Raw genomic sequence first — 16,225 nt, 5'->3', positions numbered from 1 at the left:
GTAAACCGCACTGCCTCAGTAGTTACAGCTAGAATAGCCGCACGATTTTTTTCTGGAGGTGGCCGATGCAGGCTCTCGACGTTTTGCTCAACCGTGTTTCCGTCCCGCGCCTGATCGAACCGGCACCCACCCAGGCGCAACGCGAAGTGCTGTTTGGCGCGGCCATGCGCGCTCCGGACCACGGCCATTTGCAGCCTTGGCGTTTCCTGACGGTCGAAGGCGCGGCGCGCGAGCAGATGGGCGAGTTGCTGGCCGAAGCGGCGAAGTTGCAGGACGCTGAAGTCACCGAAGCAGCCATCGACAAGGCGCGTAACGGACCGCTGCGGGCACCCTTGGTGGTGGTCGTGATCGCGCGGGTGCAGGACCACGTCAAGTATCCAAAGTCCGAACAGTTGTTGGCGGCGGGTTGTGCGGCCCATGGGATTTTGCTGGCGGCCTATGCGCAAGGCATCGGTGCGGTCTGGCGGACCGGTGACCTGGCCTATTCGCCGCATGTGGCCAAGGGCTTGGGCCTGGCTGAGGGCGAAGAGGTGATTGCCTTCCTGTACCTTGGCACGCCGCTGAAAGAGCCGCGGGTAGCGGAGAAGGTAGACCTGGCCCAGTTCGTCTGCGCCTGGCCCGGCAAGGCCTGACGCTACCGATTAAATGTGGGAGCGAGCCTGCTCGCGATAGCGATCTGACATGCACATCAATGTTGAATGTGCTGCCGCCATCGCGAGCAGGCTCGCTCCCACAGGGTTTTAGGGTTGGACGACGGCCCCCGGCACCAGCGGAAACTCCAGGCTGGCAATGAATCCACCCTCAGGATGATTGGCCAGCACCAGGCTCCCGCCATGCCGTTCCGCCGCACGCCGGGCAATCGCCAGTCCCAGGCCATGCCCGGGCGCCGTCTGCCCGGGCGCACGATAGAACGGCTCACCCAGCTGGCTCAAATGTTCAGCGTCCGCCCCCGGCCCATGGTCACGTACGGTCACCACAATCCGTTCCCCTTGACGCAACGCCTGCATTTCAATCGGCAGGCCGCCCACGGGGTTGAAGCGCTGGGCGTTACGCAGCAGATTGTCCACGGCGCGTTCGATCATGGTCGGCCAACCCTTGAGGGTTAGCTGCGTTTCCGCTTCCAGGTGCACGAGCTGATCGGGTGAGCCCAGTTGTGCATCCTTTTGCAGGGTATTGAGCAGGGCGTTGAGATCCACGTCTTCGGCGCTGGCGTTATCGGCGTCGACCCGTGCCAGCACGAGGATTTCGCTGATCAACGCTTCGAGGCGGTCGCATTCGCGGGTCAGGCGCGGCCAGAGCTTTTCCCGTTCTGGTGGCGTGGCCCGCTCGGCCAGTGCCAGCGCAATGCGCAGGCGGGCGAGGGGCGAGCGCAGTTCGTGGGACACATCGCGTAGCAACTGTCGTTGACTGCCGATCAGGCTTTGCAGGCGCGCGCCCATGCGATTGAAGTCGTTGGCCAGCACGCCGAATTCGTCGCGGCGGTTGGCCAATTTGACCAGGCTGTTCTGTTGGTAGGTGGTTTGTCCCAGATCATGCACCGCACCGCGCAAACGGCTGAGCGGGCGGGTGATGGAGAAGGTCACCAGCAGGCTGAACAGGGTCAGCACCACCAACGCGATACCCAGCGCACTCAACGGCCAGAGCAGGCTTTCACGGTGCCAGGCGTCGAGTTCCGGGTGGGGAATCCGGTAGATGAACAGGTAGGTGTCACCGCTTTTTTCGCTGGTGAACTCATCGGTCAGGCGCCGCCATGGCAGGCGCCGGTCATCGTTGTTCTGCCGCGCTTCAAACGCCGCCGCGCGGCGCGGGAAGGTGCCGCGAACCACTGGGTCGCCGCTTTCGTTGAGCACCTGGACGTCGATGTGGTACTGGTGTTTACGCTCCTGCAGAAGGTCCTGCGCGGCGTCCTCACCTTGGGATTCGTAAGTCTGCGTCCATTGCTCGGCCAGGGTATTGAGGCCCGGGTGGCGACTGAGAATCCACGCATCCTGGTTGAGCATGTGCCCCAGCAGGATGGAGAGCCCTGCAACCAGGGCGATGGCCAGCCAGAAGCTGGCCAGGATCCGCCAGAACAATGAGCGCACAGAAAATCCTCAAGCAAACACAAAATCCCATTGCAGGAGCGAGCCTGCTCGCGAAAAACTCAAGGACAACACGGGCTACCTGATGCCCCGCGTTATCGTTGAAGTCCATCGCGAGCAGGCTCGCTCCCACAGTTCAGCTGTTGGGTCCGGGTTAGCGCATTATTGCGCTTTTTGCGCCTGTTGCGCTTTCCAGGCCTTGAACTCGGCCCACTCGGCGCGACGTTCAGCCTGTTTCTTCTGGATCTCGTCGAATTTCTTCTGTTGATCCGGTTTCAGCAAGGCACGCACGTCGGCTTCGGCTTTCTTGTGGTTGGCGGCCATTTCATCTTTCATGGCTTTCTGGTCGGCTGGCGAGAGTTTTTCCAGGTACTTGTCGACCACTTGCTTACGTTCATGCATCTGCTCGCCCATGATCTTGCGGATCTGCTCGCGCTGTTCGCGGCTCAGGTCCAGCTGGCTGTACGGGCCTTTACCGTGCATGCCGTGCATCTGACCGCCGTGGTGCGAGCCATCCATCGGGCCTGCGCCTTCAGGCATGGCCATGGCAACGGTCGGCAGGGCGGCGGCGAACATCAGAGCGATAAGAGTCTTGCGCATGGTGAATCTCCTTGTCTCATTCCCGGTACGTTCCGGATGTGTGCAGATTACGCAGTTCAAGGTCAACGGCGGTCAGCGGTACGTAAAGCTTGAGTAAAGACGGATTGCCGACGACCTGACAAACATTGCGTCTCTGTAGGAGCACGGCTTGCCGGCGATGACGATCTGCAGGACGCCATCGCCGGCAAGCCGTGCTCCTACAGAAATGAAGTTCGCTTTCAGAGGCTGTAGTAGTAACCACGGCTACGCAGCGCCACGATGCGCGGGCGACCATCGGGATGCGGGCCGATCTTTTTGCGCAGGTTGCTCACGTGCATGTCGAGGCTGCGGTCGTACAGGGTCAGCTTGCGGCCGAGGGCGATTTGCGCGAGTTCCTGTTTATCCAGCGGCTCGCCGGGCTGCTTGAGCAGGGCTTCGAGCAGGCGGCTTTCGGAGACCGTCAGGGTGAACTCCTGTTCATCGATGCTGACCACGCCGCGCACCGGGCTGAAACACAGGTCGCCCAGCTCCATCTGGCTGGACACCGCCGCGGGATGGCTGCGGCGCAACACGGCGCGCAGGCGGGCGGTCAGTTCCCGTGGGTCGCAGGGTTTGGCCAGGTAGTCGTCGGCACCGAGCTCCAGGCCAAGGATACGGTCCAGGGGTTCGCCGCGGGCTGAAAGCATCAGCACCGGCAAGTCGGGGTGATCGCTGCGCAGCTGCTTGAGCAGTTCCAGGCCACTGCCATCCGGTAACATCACGTCCAGCACCACGGCCGCCGGGGAAGTTTCGGCCAGTGCGCGACGGGCGCTCTGGCCGTCATGACAGGCGCGCACCTGAAACCCTTCCTGGCTCAGCCAGCTGCCCAGGAGCTCGCACAGCTCCTGGTCATCATCAATCAGTAACAACTCGCTCATGGATCACTCAATTTAGCCATTGTCGACGTTTTCGACTCGCCCCACTGGCGAAGATACCGCAGAGCAGGGCCAATAGCGCCACCCCGGCGCCAACGACGAACCACTGTTGCTGGTCGGTCAACCAGCGCGGGATCGAACTGCCGGCCTGCGCTTCCCGAAGTTGCAGCTTGAGTCGCTGATTCTCCTGGCGCAAGCGAACCAGCTGGGCGCTCTCGCGTTCGCCATCGGCAGCGTTCAATTGTTTGCTCAGTTCTTCTCGTTGCCGCTCGCTTTCCTTCAAGCGTTGCTGCAGTTCGTTGATCTGGCTGCCGGCGCTCAAGGACAGCGGCGTGGAGTTCGCGCCCTCGGCGGCTTCTTCACCGTGGGCGGGCGCCACGATCGACAACGTGACCAACATCAGACACAACGGACCCTTGCGCATCGCGACTCCTGATTCCAATACGGATATTGGGGAGTTTGTCGGCAGGCAAACGAGAATAATGAGCGATTGAGAACGCGATGAACCGATAAGGTTCACCGCGTGAAGGGGCGTTACGGGAGGACTTGCTTGAAAGGCTTGACCAGAACGTTGGCGTAGACGCCTGCGGCGATGTACGGATCAGCGTCGGCCCAGGCCTGTGCGGCGCTCAGGGAGTCGAATTCGGCGACGATCAGGCTGCCGGTGAAACCCGCTGCCCCCGGATCATTGCTGTCGACCGCCGGATGCGGGCCGGCCAATACGATGCGACCTTCGCCCTTGAGCGCTTGCAGGCGCTCCAGGTGTGTAGGCCGTGCGGCCAGGCGGGCTTCCAGGGAGTTGGCGACGTCTGTGGCAATGATTGCGTAAAGCATGTCAGTCCTCGGTTTTCGGCGTTGTGGTATCGGCGTCGTGCAGGTGGCGGGACAGGTAGATGCCCTGGCCGACCAGGAACAGCAAAGTCATGCCCAGGCTGCCGAAGACCTTGAAGTCGACCCAGTAGCTCTGGAAGGTGAACGCGACGAACAGGTTGGCAGCGCCGCAAAACAGGAAAAACGCGATCCAGGCGATGTTCAGGCGCGTCCAGACCGGCTCCGGCAGGCTCAGTGCGTGGCCCATGATGCGCTTGATCAGCAGTTGGTCACCGATGAAGTGGCTGCCGATGAAGGCCAGGGCGAACAGCCAGTTGACCACCGGGGCTTTCCATTTCAGGAAGGTCTCGCTGTGGAAGGCCAGGGTCAGGCTGCCGAAGACCAGGCAGGCGATGAGGGTCAGCCACTGGCTCTTCTCCAGCTTGCGCTGTTTGATGAACAGCGTGCCGTAGACCACCAGGGAGCTGATGATCAGCATCGCGGTGGCGCTGTAGATACCGCCTACAGTGACCTCGTGGCCGGCAATGTCGACGACCCGTGGATCGATTTTGAAGACGATGAAAAACAGCAGGAGCGGGATGAAATCGATGAATTGTTTCACAGTGGCAGCCAGAAGCAGGATGTGGCGGCATAATAACAAACATATGGGCGCGCGATAGCGCCAGCTGATTTGAGGTTACAAAGCCCTGTGAATGTTGATCTGCACTGCCATAGCACGGCCTCCGATGGCGCCCTGGCGCCTGCTGTCCTGGTCGCGCGTGCGTTCGAGAAAGGCGTGCAGGTCCTGGCCTTGACCGATCACGACACCCTTGAAGGCCTCGACGAGGCCCGCCACGCCGCGAATGCGCTGGGGATGCAACTGGTCAACGGCGTCGAGTTGTCCTGCACCTGGGGTGGCGCGACCATTCACGTGCTGGGCTACGGTTTCGACGTCAATGCCGCGCCGTTGGTCGAGGCGATTGCAAAATTGCGCGATGGTCGCTGGCTACGTTCCGAGGAAATCAGCCGCAAACTGGCGCTCAAGGGCATGCCGGGTGCGCTCGAAGGCGCCCGGGAAATCCAGCAGACCCTGGGTGACAGCGGCAACGCACCGGCCCGCCCGCACTTCGCCGACTGGATGGTGCGCGAAGGTTTCGTCAAGGATCGCGCCGAAGCGTTCCGCAAATGGCTGGGCGCCGGCAAGCTGGGGGACGTCAAGCAGCACTGGCCGACCCTGGAAGACACCGTCGAAACCCTGCGCGCGGCCAAGGCCTGGGTCAGCCTGGCGCATCCTTGCCATTACGAATTCACTCGCAGCAAGCGTCGCCGCCTGATTGCCGACTATATTCAAGCAGGGGGCCACGCGATTGAGGTGGTCAATGGCCATCAGCCTGCCGAGCAAGTGGGCAGTCTCGCGATTTTGGCCCGCGAGTTCGGTCTGCTGGTCAGCGCCGGCAGTGATTTTCATGGCCCTGGAGGCTGGTCCGAGATCGGTGAATACCGCCCGCTCCCCGAGGATCTGCCACCACTGTGGTGTCGATTCAAACATGACCCAATTATTGCCGCCGTCTGAACAGGTAGAGAATGTGAGTCAATTTTTCCAGATTCATCCGGAAAACCCGCAGGCGCGCCTGATCAAGCAGGCTGTCGAGATCATCCGCAAGGGCGGGGTGGTGATTTATCCCACGGACTCCTCCTACGCAATCGGTTGCCAGATCGGCGACAAGGTCGCCGTGGAACGCGTTCGCCGTCTGCGCCAGCTCGACGAAAAACACAACTTTGCGCTGATATGCAGCGATCTGTCACAACTGGGTCTGTTCGCGAAGATCGATACGGGCACCTTCCGCCTGCTCAAGGCTCATCTTCCAGGGCCCTACACCTTCATCCTCAATGCCACCCGCGAAGTACCGCGCCTATTGCTGCATCCGAAGAAACGCACCATCGGCCTGCGGGTACCGAGCCATCCGATTGCCCTGGCGCTGCTGGAAGAGCTAGGCGAGCCGCTGATGAGCGTGACGCTGATCATGCCGGGCGACGATGACCCGATGACCGACCCTTACGAAATGCGCCAGCTGCTCGAGCATCAGGTGGACCTGATCATCGATGGCGGTTTTGGCGGGATCAAGGCGTCCACCGTGATCAACCTCGCCGATGGCGAGCCGGAAGTGATCCGTGTCGGTTGCGGCGACCCTGCACCGTTCATGGTCGAGGCCTAGATGTCCGCGGTAGAACCCGTCGACGGTCAGGCCGGCGCCCAGCAAGAGCTGCCTTTCGCCATGGTCTATGGCCAGGCGGTCATGGAAATGCCGCTGGACTTGTATATCCCGCCGGATGCGCTGGAAGTCTTTCTCGAAGCCTTCGAAGGCCCGCTCGACCTGCTGCTGTACCTGATCCGCAAACAGAACATCAACATCCTCGACATCCCGGTGGCGGAAATCACCCGGCAGTACATGGGTTATGTCGAGTTGATGCAGTCGGTGCGCCTGGAATTGGCCGCCGAGTACCTGGTGATGGCCGCTATGCTGGCCGAGATCAAGTCGCGGATGTTGCTGCCGCGGGCCGAAACCGTCGAGGACGAGGAAGAAGACCCGCGCGCCGAACTGATCCGCCGCTTGCAGGAGTACGAGCGCTTCAAGGCCGCCGCCGAAGGCATCGACGGCCTCAGCCGGGTCGGTCGCGACGTGGTGGTGCCCAAGCTCGATGCCCCGGAGGCGCGGGCGCGCAAACTGTTGCCGGACGTGCGTTTGTCGGAGCTGTTGCTGTCCATGGCCGAGGTGTTGCGCCGCGGCGACATGTTTGAAAGCCACCAGGTCAGCCGTGAGGCGCTGTCCACCCGCGAACGCATGAGCGACGTGCTCGAACGGCTCAAGGGCGGCGGTTTCGTGCCCTTTGTCGAGCTGTTCACCGCCGAGGAAGGGCGTCTGGGGGTTGTCGTGACCTTCATGGCGATCCTCGAACTGGTCAAGGAATCCTTGGTCGAGCTGGTGCAGAATGAGCCGTTCGCCGCGATCCACGTCCGAGCACGAGCCGAATAACGAGTCCAATCATGAACCTGAGTGAACCCCGCGAGCTGGCGCCATTGCTCGAAGCCTTTCTGTTGGCCTCCGGAAAACCGCAATCCCTGGAGCGTCTGTTCGAGCTTTTTGAAGAGGCCGAGCGCCCGGAACCGGCGGTCTTCAAGAAAGCCCTGACTATCCTGGGCAAGTCCTGCGATGGCCGCGCGTACGAGTTGAAGGAGGTGGCTTCCGGCTATCGCCTGCAAATCCGTGAAAAATTTTCGCCGTGGGTCGGGCGTCTATGGGAAGAGCGGCCGCAGCGTTACTCGCGCGCCATGCTCGAAACCATTGCCTTGATCGCCTATCGCCAACCGATCACCCGGGGCGAGATCGAAGACGTGCGGGGCGTGGCGGTCAACAGCCAGATCGTCAAGACCCTGATGGAGCGCGAGTGGATCCGCATCGTCGGTTATCGCGACGTGCCGGGCAAACCGGCGATGTTCGCCACCACCAAGGCGTTTCTCGATCACTTCAACCTGAAGAACCTCGATGACCTGCCGCCGCTGGCCGAAGTGCGCGAACTGGAACCGGATCCGGTGCTCGACTTCGACGACGCGCCAGTGCCCGCCGGGTTGCAGGAACTGGCCGACGCCAGCGCCGAGCCGGAAGAGCCCAAGGAAGAGACCAGTTTCCATACGCTATTGCTGGAGCTGGACAGCATGGAGGAGGGGATCAAGACGGATTTCGATGATTTGTTGCGTGACGGGGAGGTACCGGGGATTGATCCGCAGCAGCCCGACATCGAGCCGGAACAGGTGGAGCTGCAGGTGGAACCTGAACCCGAGCAGGAAGACGACATCCTCGGCGTTGCCGAGGCCCGTGAAAAACTCTTGGCTGCAGTTGCAGCGCTTGAACCACCCAAGCCCGCGCCCGAGTTGACGGACGAAGAAGCCGAGGCCCTGGCGCTTGCCGAAGCCATCGAAGCCGAACGCCGCGAATTCGGAGACTGACAACAAGCCCTGTACCGACCAAAAAACCTGTGGGAGCGGGCTTGCCCGCGATGAGGGCGTGTCAGTCGACATCATTGCCAGCTGATCCACCGCAATCGCGGGCAAGCCCGCTCCCACAGGGTTGTGTGACAAACCATCGAGATCACCGGTCGGCGGAAAAACCAGTAACCTTGCCTTGATCAGCTACTCTCTGATGCGCAAACGCCCGCATGCGCGTATGATTCGCGACCCTTCGGCGATCCCTTCGCCAAAGTACCCAGTTTCCAGAACACACCGGGAGGTGCCCAGATGAGTATCAAAGACCAGAAAGACGACCAGGAAATCGGCCCAGCAGGCGAAAAACTGCAGAAAGTCCTCGCCCGTATCGGCGTCGGCTCGCGCCGTGACGTGGAAGCCTGGATCAGCCACGGCCGGATCAAGGTCAATGGCAAAGACGCCACCCTTGGCCAGCGCGTCGACATGCACGACGCCATCACCATCGATGGCAAGGTGATCAAGCGTGAAGAGGCCGCCGAGTCGGTGCGCCGCGTGATCATGTACAACAAGCCCGATGGCGAAATCTGCACCCGCGTCGACCCGGAAGGCCGTCCGACCGTGTTCGACAAGATGCCGCGCCCGAAAGAAGGTCGCTGGATCAACATCGGTCGCCTGGACATCAACACCACTGGCCTGCTGATGTTCACCACCGACGGTGAGCTGGCCAACCGCTTGATGCACCCTTCCTACGAAATGGACCGTGAGTACGCGGTACGTGTGCGTGGCGAAGTCGACGACGAGATGATCGAGCGCCTGAAAGCCGGCGTGGTCCTCGAAGACGGCCCGGCCAAGTTCACCGACATCAAGCAGGCGCCGGGCGGCGAAGGTTTCAACCACTGGTACCACTGCGTGGTGATGGAAGGTCGCAACCGCGAAGTACGTCGCCTGTGGGAGTCCCAGGGCCTGGTGGTCAGCCGCCTGAAGCGCGTGCGTTTCGGTCCGGTGTTCCTCAATTCGGACCTGCCGATGGGTCGCTGGCGCGAAATGAGCCAGTACGAAGTCGACATCCTCAGTGCCGAAGTCGGCCTGACGCCGGTGGCAATGCCGCAGATGAACGCCAAGAGCAAAGACAAGCTCGATCGGATGCAGCGTAAATCGTCGCGTCCAATGGCCAAGACCGAGCGCGTACGTACCCTGCGTCCCGCCACTGCTGCGCCTGCCGCACCCCGTGCCAACCGCGAGCCGCAGATCGAAGGCGAGCGTCCGGCACGCAAGCCAGCCGCCCGTCAGGACGGCGAACGCGGTCCACGCACGCCACGTCCGGCCAATGGCCGTACCGAGCGCGGTGAAGGTCGTGGTACGCCAGTAGCCGATCGTCCGGTCGACAGCAAGCGTCCGGCCAAGCCGGCGTCGAAGCGTCCTGGCATCAGCCTGGTCGACGGTGACAAGCCGTCGGGCAAGCGCCGTGGCGCGCCGGCAGGTTCCGGCCAGCGTCCGGGGTTTGGTCGTCGTAAGCCGGAGTGAAGCAGCGGTAAGCTGCAAGTGAAAACGCCAACCTTCGGGTTGGCGTTTTTTTTCGCCTGGTTTTAGTTCTATTGTGTTTTTGAGGGCGCCATCGCCAGCAGGCTGGCTCCCACAGGAGATCGGGTTGTTTAGTTGAAAAGCGATCCCATGTGGGAGCCAGCCTGCTGGCGATGGCGCCAGTCGCGGTACCGAGATGCCCAAAGTGGAAAGCCAAAATTACATGCTGTAAAGAATTCCTGACGAAATCCACAGATAAACCCCATGAAATCGCCGCGCCCTTGATCCCGTAAGAAAAATCTTACGCTGCATTGTCTTCCGTCCTCCTCCCGCCCCTCTATCCCGCTTGTTTCCCCCCCCCATGCAAGGTGTCATGCGCCCCATGCCTGTCGTGCAGGTGCATAACAAAAAGGAGGCGCAATGACCGCCGCAATCCGTTTCCAGCTCCCATCGCGGGCCGGTTCTTCCGCCGTCCCCGTCCGAGACCTGCAAAGGTCTGACCACCTTTTTGCCGCCGCCCGATCGCTTCGGGGTGGCCACATGCAATCCCGGTTACCGACACGCTGATCCAGCGGGGTCTGGCAGCAGGGGGTTACAGGTGTACAATGCGCCGCGTTTTACCTGTGACCTCCTGCGCATCTGCGCAAACCTCAAGGCTATCCGCCTTGTTCACTCCGCCGCGCCACAAGCGTGTCGGGTTCGATTTCGTCACAGATAAAAACAAACAGGTGACGCATGACCGTTGTAAATACGCTGAACTCCTGGTGCCTGCGCTGGGGTTTGATCGACGCTGCTTAACGTCCTTCTGAGTAGCAACGTCAACTGAACATCATCAAACCTTGCGTGAGACCCTTTTCATGAGTGGACAAAACTCGCATTCAGGCGAGCTGAAACGCGGCCTGAAAAATCGCCACATTCAACTGATTGCCCTTGGTGGCGCGATCGGTACCGGTTTGTTCCTCGGCTCGGCCGGGGTACTGAAATCCGCCGGGCCGTCGATGATCCTCGGCTACGCCATTTGCGGCTTCATCGCCTTCATGATCATGCGCCAGCTGGGCGAAATGATCGTCGAAGATCCGGTGGCCGGCTCCTTCAGCCACTTCGCGCACAAGTACTGGGGCGGTTTTGCCGGCTTCCTGTCGGGCTGGAACTGCTGGATCCTGTACATCCTGGTCGGCATGTCGGAGCTGACGGCGGTCGGCAAATACATCCACTACTGGGCGCCGGACATCCCGACCTGGGCATCCGCAGCGGCTTTCTTCGTGCTGATCAACGCTATCAACCTGGCCAACGTTAAAGTGTTTGGCGAGGCCGAGTTCTGGTTCGCGATCATCAAGGTCGTGGCGATCGTCGGCATGATTGCCTTGGGCAGCTACCTGCTTGTGAGCGGTAACGGCGGCCCGCAGGCGGCGGTGAGTAACCTGTGGTCCCACGGCGGCTTCTTCCCCAATGGGGTCAGCGGCCTGGTGATGGCCATGGCGTTCATCATGTTTTCCTTCGGCGGCCTGGAAATGCTCGGTTTCACCGCAGCCGAAGCCGACAAGCCGAAAACCGTGATCCCGAAAGCGATCAACCAGGTGATCTACCGGATCCTGATTTTCTACATCGGTGCATTGGTGATCCTGCTGTCGTTGACCCCGTGGGACAGCCTGCTGACCACCCTGAACGCCTCTGGTGATTCCTACAGCGGCAGCCCGTTCGTGCAAGTGTTCTCGATGCTGGGCAGCAACACCGCCGCGCATATCCTCAACTTCGTGGTCCTGACCGCGGCGTTGTCGGTGTACAACAGCGGCACCTACTGCAACAGCCGCATGCTGCTGGGCATGGCCGAGCAGGGCGATGCGCCGAAGGGCCTGGCGAAGATCGACAAGCGCGGCGTGCCAGTGCGTTCGATCCTGGCCTCGGCTGCCGTGACCCTGATCGCGGTACTGCTGAACTACCTGATCCCGCACAGCGCGCTTGAGTTGCTGATGTCGCTGGTAGTGGCCACGCTGGTGATCAACTGGGCGATGATCAGCTACTCGCACTTCAAGTTCCGCCAGCACATGAACAAGACCAAGCAGACGCCGCTGTTCAAGGCCTTTTGGTATCCGTACGGCAACTACATCTGCCTGGCGTTCGTGTTGTTCATCCTCGGTGTGATGTTGTTGATCCCGGGGATCCAGACATCGGTGTACGCGATTCCGGTGTGGCTGGTGTTCATGTGGGTCTGCTACGGCATCAAGAACAAGCGCAGTGCGCAGCGCGCGTTGCAGCCAGCTGTGGAGTAACGCTGCACAGAAACAACAAACCCGGCCATGTGCCGGGTTTTTTGTTGCAGGGGGGGCGACATTCATCATTAGCGGTATCCTGCACTCTCTGAATACGGGTGCTTTTCCATGCTGGTGATTTCCAACAACGTGCATCTACCAGATGCCGAAATCGAGTTGACCGCCATTCGCGCCCAGGGGGCCGGTGGGCAGAACGTCAACAAGGTTTCCAGCGCCGTGCACCTGCGCTTCGACATTCCGGCCTCGTCCTTGCCCGAGTTCTACAAGGAGCGCTTGCTGGCGCTGCGTGACAGTCGCATCACCAGCGAAGGCGTGTTGATCATCAAGGCCCAACAATACCGGACCCAGGAGCAGAACCGCGCCGACGCGCTGGAGCGTTTGGTCGAGTTGATCCAGAGCGCCACCAAGGTCGAGAAGAAACGCCGGCCAACCAAGCCGACCCTCGGTTCGAAGACGCGGCGGCTCGAGTCCAAGAGCAAGCGCGGCAACATCAAGGCCGGGCGCGGCAAGGTGGATTTCTAGCGAGCGTCGCGCGTCTTGCGATGCTTCGGCGCTTGCCGATACAGGTAGAGACAGAGCATCAAACTGCAAAGCGCAGCAAGGGCGGCAAACAGGAAGATCGACGCAAAGCCGAATCCTGCCGCCACCGCGCCGGCGACTGGCCCGGTGATCCCCAGCGACAAGTCGATGAACAGCGAGTAGGCCCCGACCGCCGCGCCGCGACTGGAGGCGGGTACCAGGTTGACCGCTTCGACACCCAGCGCTGGAAACACCAGGGAGAAACCGAAACCGCTCAAGGCAGCGCCCGCCAACGCCCAATGCGCGTCGGGCGCCAGCCACAGCAGTAACAGGCCGAGGGTTTCCACCGACAGGCAGGCAATCGCCACGCGAAAGCCGCCGAGGCGATTGATCAGGTTGCCGAACAACAGGCGTGCACCGATGAAGCTCGCACCGAACAGGCTCAGGCACAGCACGGCGTTGTCCCAGTGTTGGGTGGCGTAATACAGGGTGATGAAGGTGGCGATGGTGCCAAAGCCGATTGAGCCCAACGCGAGGCCGCAACCGTGGGGCAGCACCCGACCGAGCACGTGCATGAACGGCAAGCGTTCACCGGCAACAATGGGCGCGGCGGTTTTCGGCCAGGCCAGCAGCAGGCCAAGCACTGCCAGCAGCACAATGCTCACGCCCATGCTCCACAAGCCCAGCTGTTTTACCAGCAGCACGCCCAAGGGGGCGCCGACGGCCAATGCGCCGTAACTGGCGATGCCGTTCCAGGAGATGACCTTGGCGGTGTTCGCCGCGCCAACCCGGCCGATGCCCCAGCCAATCGAACCGGAACCCACCAGGCTTTCGGCGCTGCCGAGCACCAGGCGACCGATCAGCAGGCTGATCAGGCTGAGCATCGGCAGGCTTTGGGTCCAGGCCGACAGCAACATGAACACGCCGCTCAAGCCACAGCCGGCCAGGCCATACATGACCGCCAGTTTGCTGCCCTTGTTGTCGATGATTTTTCCGGCGTAGGGGCGGCTGAGCAGGGTGGCCAGGTACTGCACGCTGATCACCAGCCCGGCGATCACGGCGCCAAAGCCCAGGTCGCTATGGACATAGCCCGGCAGTACCGCCAGCGGAATGCCGATATTGAGGTAGCCGATAAAGGTGAACAGGACGATGGAAACAACTTGCAGCGTGACCGCCAGGGGGCGCTGGTTTTCAGACATGGGTAAAGGTCCACGGGAAAGCAGGATTAGTTAGGCTGCTTATGATAGCGGCGCGAGTGGCTGCCGGTCGTGGAAAAAGTAAAACTATTTGCCGGACGGGGTCGGTCAGGGCTTGGCAGGCGCTACCAGTTGCGTGGTGACCAGGGCGGCCAAGGCATTTTCTTCGCTGCCAAAGCGGGCGAGCAGGGCGGCTTGTTTTTCGGGAGAGAGACGATTCCAGATCTCGATCATTTTCTCGGCGGTGCCGATCAGGACGCTGGCTTGGGCTTCGGAAAATTCGTCGGTCATGGAGGGCTCACAGTTCAGGCGGTGTGGAAAGCGCATGTTAGCGCTTTCCACACAGTCTGTACGGCGGTTGTATCAGTCTTCGCTGTCAGCCTGGCGGCTGCCAGTGGCTTCTTTCGGCTCGGGCTGTTGGGCGCCGGCTTGCTGCGTGGTCGTCTGCTCAGGTACGTGCAGGCTTGGGAAGGGGAGATTAGGAATCTCGTGCATGGTCGCGCTCCTCGCTAAGTCTGTTGATAGATCTGGTAGATCCGCGCTTTCAAAAAAGCCTGGGCAGGATACAGCACGAGAAATGACAAACAGACTTTTATATCCATTTGTTTCGACGAATGGGGTTGTCTATACAAATCTGGAGGTTAAACACAAAACAAATGTGGGAGTGAGCCTGCTCGCGATAGCGGTCTATCAGTCAACATCATCATTGAATGACACTCCGCTATCGCGAGCAGGCTCACTCCCACAAGGGGTCTACAGCGTTCTCGAGGTTATTTGCAGACCTTGGCAATCGCCTCGGCCAACAGATCAAGACGCGTTGCATCTATCCCGGCAACGTTCGCCCGCCCCGAGCTAACCATGTACACACTGTGATGATCGCGCAGCTGCTTGACCTGCTCCGGCGACAACCCGGTGTAGGAAAACATCCCGCGCTGCACGCCAATGTGCGCAAAGCGCTCACGCAAACCGTAAGCCTCGAGCGCTTCGAGCAAACCGCTGCGCAGCTGCGCAATGCGCAAGCGCATGGTTTCCACTTCGTCGGCCCAGAGGTTTTTCAGTTCCGGGTCGCCGAGGATGGTCGCCACTACGGCAGCGCCGTGATCCGGTGGCGTCGACCACAGGTTGCGGGCGATGTTGGCCAGTTGGCTGCGGATGTCGGTCAACTTGTCTGCCGATTTCGCGCAGACAATCAGCGCGCCGGTGCGGTCGCGGTACAGGCCGAAGTTCTTCGAGCAGGAGCTGGTGATCAAGACTTCCGGCAACTCGGCGGCAAACAGTCGAGTCGACCATGCGTCCTGCTCCAGGCCGTCGCCGAAGCCCTGGTAGGCGAAATCGATCAGCGGCAGCAACTCGCGCCGACGCACCACCTCCAGCACCCGGCGCCAGTCGTCATGAGACAGGTCGAAGCCGGTCGGGTTGTGGCAGCAGGCGTGCAGCAGCACCACGTCGCCCCTGGGGGCTTCGTTGAGCACGGCGAGCATCGCATCGACGTCCAGGCGGTTATCGCTGCCCACGTAGGGGTAATGATTAACCTTCACCTTGGCCGCGGCGAAAATGGTTTCGTGGATCGGCCAGGTCGGATTGCTCAGCCAGACGCCACGGCCCGGCAGGCACTGGGCGATGAAGTCTGCGCTCAAGCGCAACGCCCCGGTGCCGCCCGGGGTCTGGGTGGCGCCGGCGCGTTGTGCGCTGATCAGCTTCGAGTCGGCGCCGAGCACCAACTCGTTGATGACCTTGCCGAAGGCCGGGTCGCCATGCCCGCCGATGTAGGTCTTGGTGGTCTGGCGATCCACCAGTCGCGCCTCGGCGAGTTTCACCGCCTGGGGAATCGAGGTCAGGCCCTGGGCGTCTTTATAGACACCCACGCCGAGGTCGAATTTGCGCGGGTTGGGGTCCTGCGCATAGGCCTCCATCAGGCCGAGGATCGGGTCGCCGGGCACCCGGCCGATGGCGTCGAAATGCATTATTTGCGGCCCTCGGCGTCCTTGGCCACTTCATCAGTGCGCGCGGCCATGATGAAGTCGTTGCGGTGCAGGCCCTTGATGGAGTGGCTCCACCAGGTCACGGTGACTTTGCCCCACTCGGTCAAAAGGCCTGGGTGATGGCCTTCGGCCTCGGAGATTTCACCGACGGCGTTGGTGAACGCCAGGGCGTGCTTGAAGTTCTTGAACAGGAAAACCTTTTCCAGCTGCATGATGCCGTCGCGAACTTCGATGTTCCAGTCGGGGATCTGCTTGATCAGGATCGGCAGTTCTTCGTCGCTGACTTGTGGGGCATCGGCGCGGCAGGCTTCGCAGTGGGCTTGGGTTAATGCAGTCATGATGGGTTCCTGAAATCGTATTATTGGAATTCG

General features: G+C 61.3%; 19 protein-coding genes. 8 read left to right on the top strand and 11 right to left on the bottom strand.

Annotation, left to right across the window (positions count from 1 at the left end; all coding sequences use genetic code 11):
- Nucleotides 1–65 precede the first annotated feature (65 nt).
- Entirely contained in the window at nt 66–632 is a 567-nt protein-coding gene (locus PMI35_RS27895) for an NAD(P)H nitroreductase (RefSeq protein WP_008055532.1), read from the top strand.
- A gap of 108 nt (nt 633–740) precedes the next feature.
- Here the strand turns inward: PMI35_RS27895 and PMI35_RS27900 are convergent, their stop codons facing one another.
- The 6 genes from PMI35_RS27900 to PMI35_RS27925 all read right to left on the bottom strand — a co-directional run bounded on the left by PMI35_RS27900 (nt 741) and on the right by PMI35_RS27925 (nt 5,006).
- The gene (locus PMI35_RS27900; protein ID WP_008055530.1) at nt 741–2,084 is read right to left on the bottom strand and encodes a sensor histidine kinase; all 1,344 of its coding nucleotides are present in this window, start codon (nt 2,082–2,084) and stop codon (nt 741–743) included.
- A gap of 159 nt (nt 2,085–2,243) precedes the next feature.
- On the bottom strand, nt 2,244–2,681 hold the full coding sequence (locus tag PMI35_RS27905) for a Spy/CpxP family protein refolding chaperone (RefSeq protein ID WP_008055528.1): 438 nt from the start codon (nt 2,679–2,681) through the stop codon (nt 2,244–2,246).
- A 218-nt stretch (nt 2,682–2,899) separates the two neighbouring features.
- On the bottom strand, nt 2,900–3,577 hold the full coding sequence (locus tag PMI35_RS27910; protein ID WP_008055526.1) for a response regulator transcription factor: 678 nt from the start codon (nt 3,575–3,577) through the stop codon (nt 2,900–2,902).
- A 7-nt stretch (nt 3,578–3,584) separates the two neighbouring features.
- Nucleotides 3,585–3,998: a hypothetical protein gene (locus PMI35_RS27915; protein ID WP_008055525.1), complete on the bottom strand. Its 414-nt coding sequence runs from the start codon at nt 3,996–3,998 to the stop codon at nt 3,585–3,587.
- 110 nt (nt 3,999–4,108) lie between these two features.
- A complete protein-coding gene (locus tag PMI35_RS27920) occupies nt 4,109–4,408 on the bottom strand; it encodes a YciI family protein (protein ID WP_008055523.1) in 300 nt (99 codons plus the stop codon).
- 1 nt (nt 4,409) lies between these two features.
- Nucleotides 4,410–5,006 (bottom strand): septation protein A, encoded by a 597-nt coding sequence (locus PMI35_RS27925; RefSeq protein ID WP_008055521.1) that lies wholly within the window; start codon nt 5,004–5,006, stop codon nt 4,410–4,412.
- 87 nt (nt 5,007–5,093) lie between these two features.
- Between PMI35_RS27925 and PMI35_RS27930 the strand changes: the two genes are divergently transcribed.
- The 7 genes from PMI35_RS27930 to arfB all read left to right on the top strand — a co-directional run bounded on the left by PMI35_RS27930 (nt 5,094) and on the right by arfB (nt 12,679).
- Complete coding sequence (locus PMI35_RS27930) at nt 5,094–5,957, top strand: PHP domain-containing protein (RefSeq protein ID WP_008055520.1); 864 nt, start codon at nt 5,094–5,096, stop codon at nt 5,955–5,957.
- Nucleotides 5,958–5,970: 13 nt separating this feature from the next.
- Nucleotides 5,971–6,600 carry an L-threonylcarbamoyladenylate synthase gene (locus PMI35_RS27935; RefSeq protein ID WP_032831338.1) on the top strand — a complete coding sequence of 210 codons (630 nt, stop codon included), beginning with the start codon at nt 5,971–5,973 and terminating at the stop codon, nt 6,598–6,600.
- Nucleotides 6,601–6,720: 120 nt separating this feature from the next.
- A complete protein-coding gene (locus PMI35_RS27940; RefSeq protein WP_172901685.1) occupies nt 6,721–7,419 on the top strand; it encodes a segregation and condensation protein A in 699 nt (232 codons plus the stop codon).
- 11 nt (nt 7,420–7,430) lie between these two features.
- On the top strand, nt 7,431–8,390 hold the full coding sequence (scpB, locus tag PMI35_RS27945) for an SMC-Scp complex subunit ScpB (RefSeq protein WP_008055516.1): 960 nt from the start codon (nt 7,431–7,433) through the stop codon (nt 8,388–8,390).
- Between the two features lie 288 nt (nt 8,391–8,678).
- The gene (gene rluB, locus PMI35_RS27950; protein ID WP_008055514.1) at nt 8,679–9,890 is read left to right on the top strand and encodes a 23S rRNA pseudouridine(2605) synthase RluB; all 1,212 of its coding nucleotides are present in this window, start codon (nt 8,679–8,681) and stop codon (nt 9,888–9,890) included.
- 854 nt (nt 9,891–10,744) lie between these two features.
- Nucleotides 10,745–12,157 carry an amino acid permease gene (locus PMI35_RS27955; protein ID WP_008055512.1) on the top strand — a complete coding sequence of 471 codons (1,413 nt, stop codon included), beginning with the start codon at nt 10,745–10,747 and terminating at the stop codon, nt 12,155–12,157.
- 108 nt (nt 12,158–12,265) lie between these two features.
- Nucleotides 12,266–12,679: an alternative ribosome rescue aminoacyl-tRNA hydrolase ArfB gene (gene arfB / locus PMI35_RS27960; RefSeq protein WP_008055510.1), complete on the top strand. Its 414-nt coding sequence runs from the start codon at nt 12,266–12,268 to the stop codon at nt 12,677–12,679.
- On the opposite strand, the gene PMI35_RS27965 is transcribed toward arfB, so the two are convergent.
- From PMI35_RS27965 to PMI35_RS27980, 5 genes are all read right to left on the bottom strand, one after another.
- On the bottom strand, nt 12,676–13,875 hold the full coding sequence (locus PMI35_RS27965; protein WP_008055508.1) for an MFS transporter: 1,200 nt from the start codon (nt 13,873–13,875) through the stop codon (nt 12,676–12,678). The two genes, arfB and PMI35_RS27965, sit on opposite strands and share 4 nt — an antisense overlap.
- A gap of 105 nt (nt 13,876–13,980) precedes the next feature.
- Entirely contained in the window at nt 13,981–14,163 is a 183-nt protein-coding gene (locus PMI35_RS27970; protein ID WP_020796929.1) for a hypothetical protein, read from the bottom strand.
- Nucleotides 14,164–14,235: 72 nt separating this feature from the next.
- A complete protein-coding gene (locus PMI35_RS35615; RefSeq protein WP_007984112.1) occupies nt 14,236–14,367 on the bottom strand; it encodes a hypothetical protein in 132 nt (43 codons plus the stop codon).
- Nucleotides 14,368–14,642: 275 nt separating this feature from the next.
- A complete protein-coding gene (locus PMI35_RS27975; protein WP_008055504.1) occupies nt 14,643–15,836 on the bottom strand; it encodes an amino acid aminotransferase in 1,194 nt (397 codons plus the stop codon).
- A complete protein-coding gene (locus PMI35_RS27980; protein WP_008055502.1) occupies nt 15,836–16,192 on the bottom strand; it encodes a 4a-hydroxytetrahydrobiopterin dehydratase in 357 nt (118 codons plus the stop codon). The genes PMI35_RS27975 and PMI35_RS27980 overlap by 1 nt, the downstream gene beginning before the upstream one ends.
- Nucleotides 16,193–16,225: the final 33 nt, after the last annotated feature.

It is taken from the genome of Pseudomonas sp. GM78 (assembly GCF_000282475.1).
In the GTDB taxonomy this organism is placed as follows: domain Bacteria; phylum Pseudomonadota; class Gammaproteobacteria; order Pseudomonadales; family Pseudomonadaceae; genus Aquipseudomonas.
This window is presented reverse-complemented; position numbering and strand designations above follow the sequence as displayed.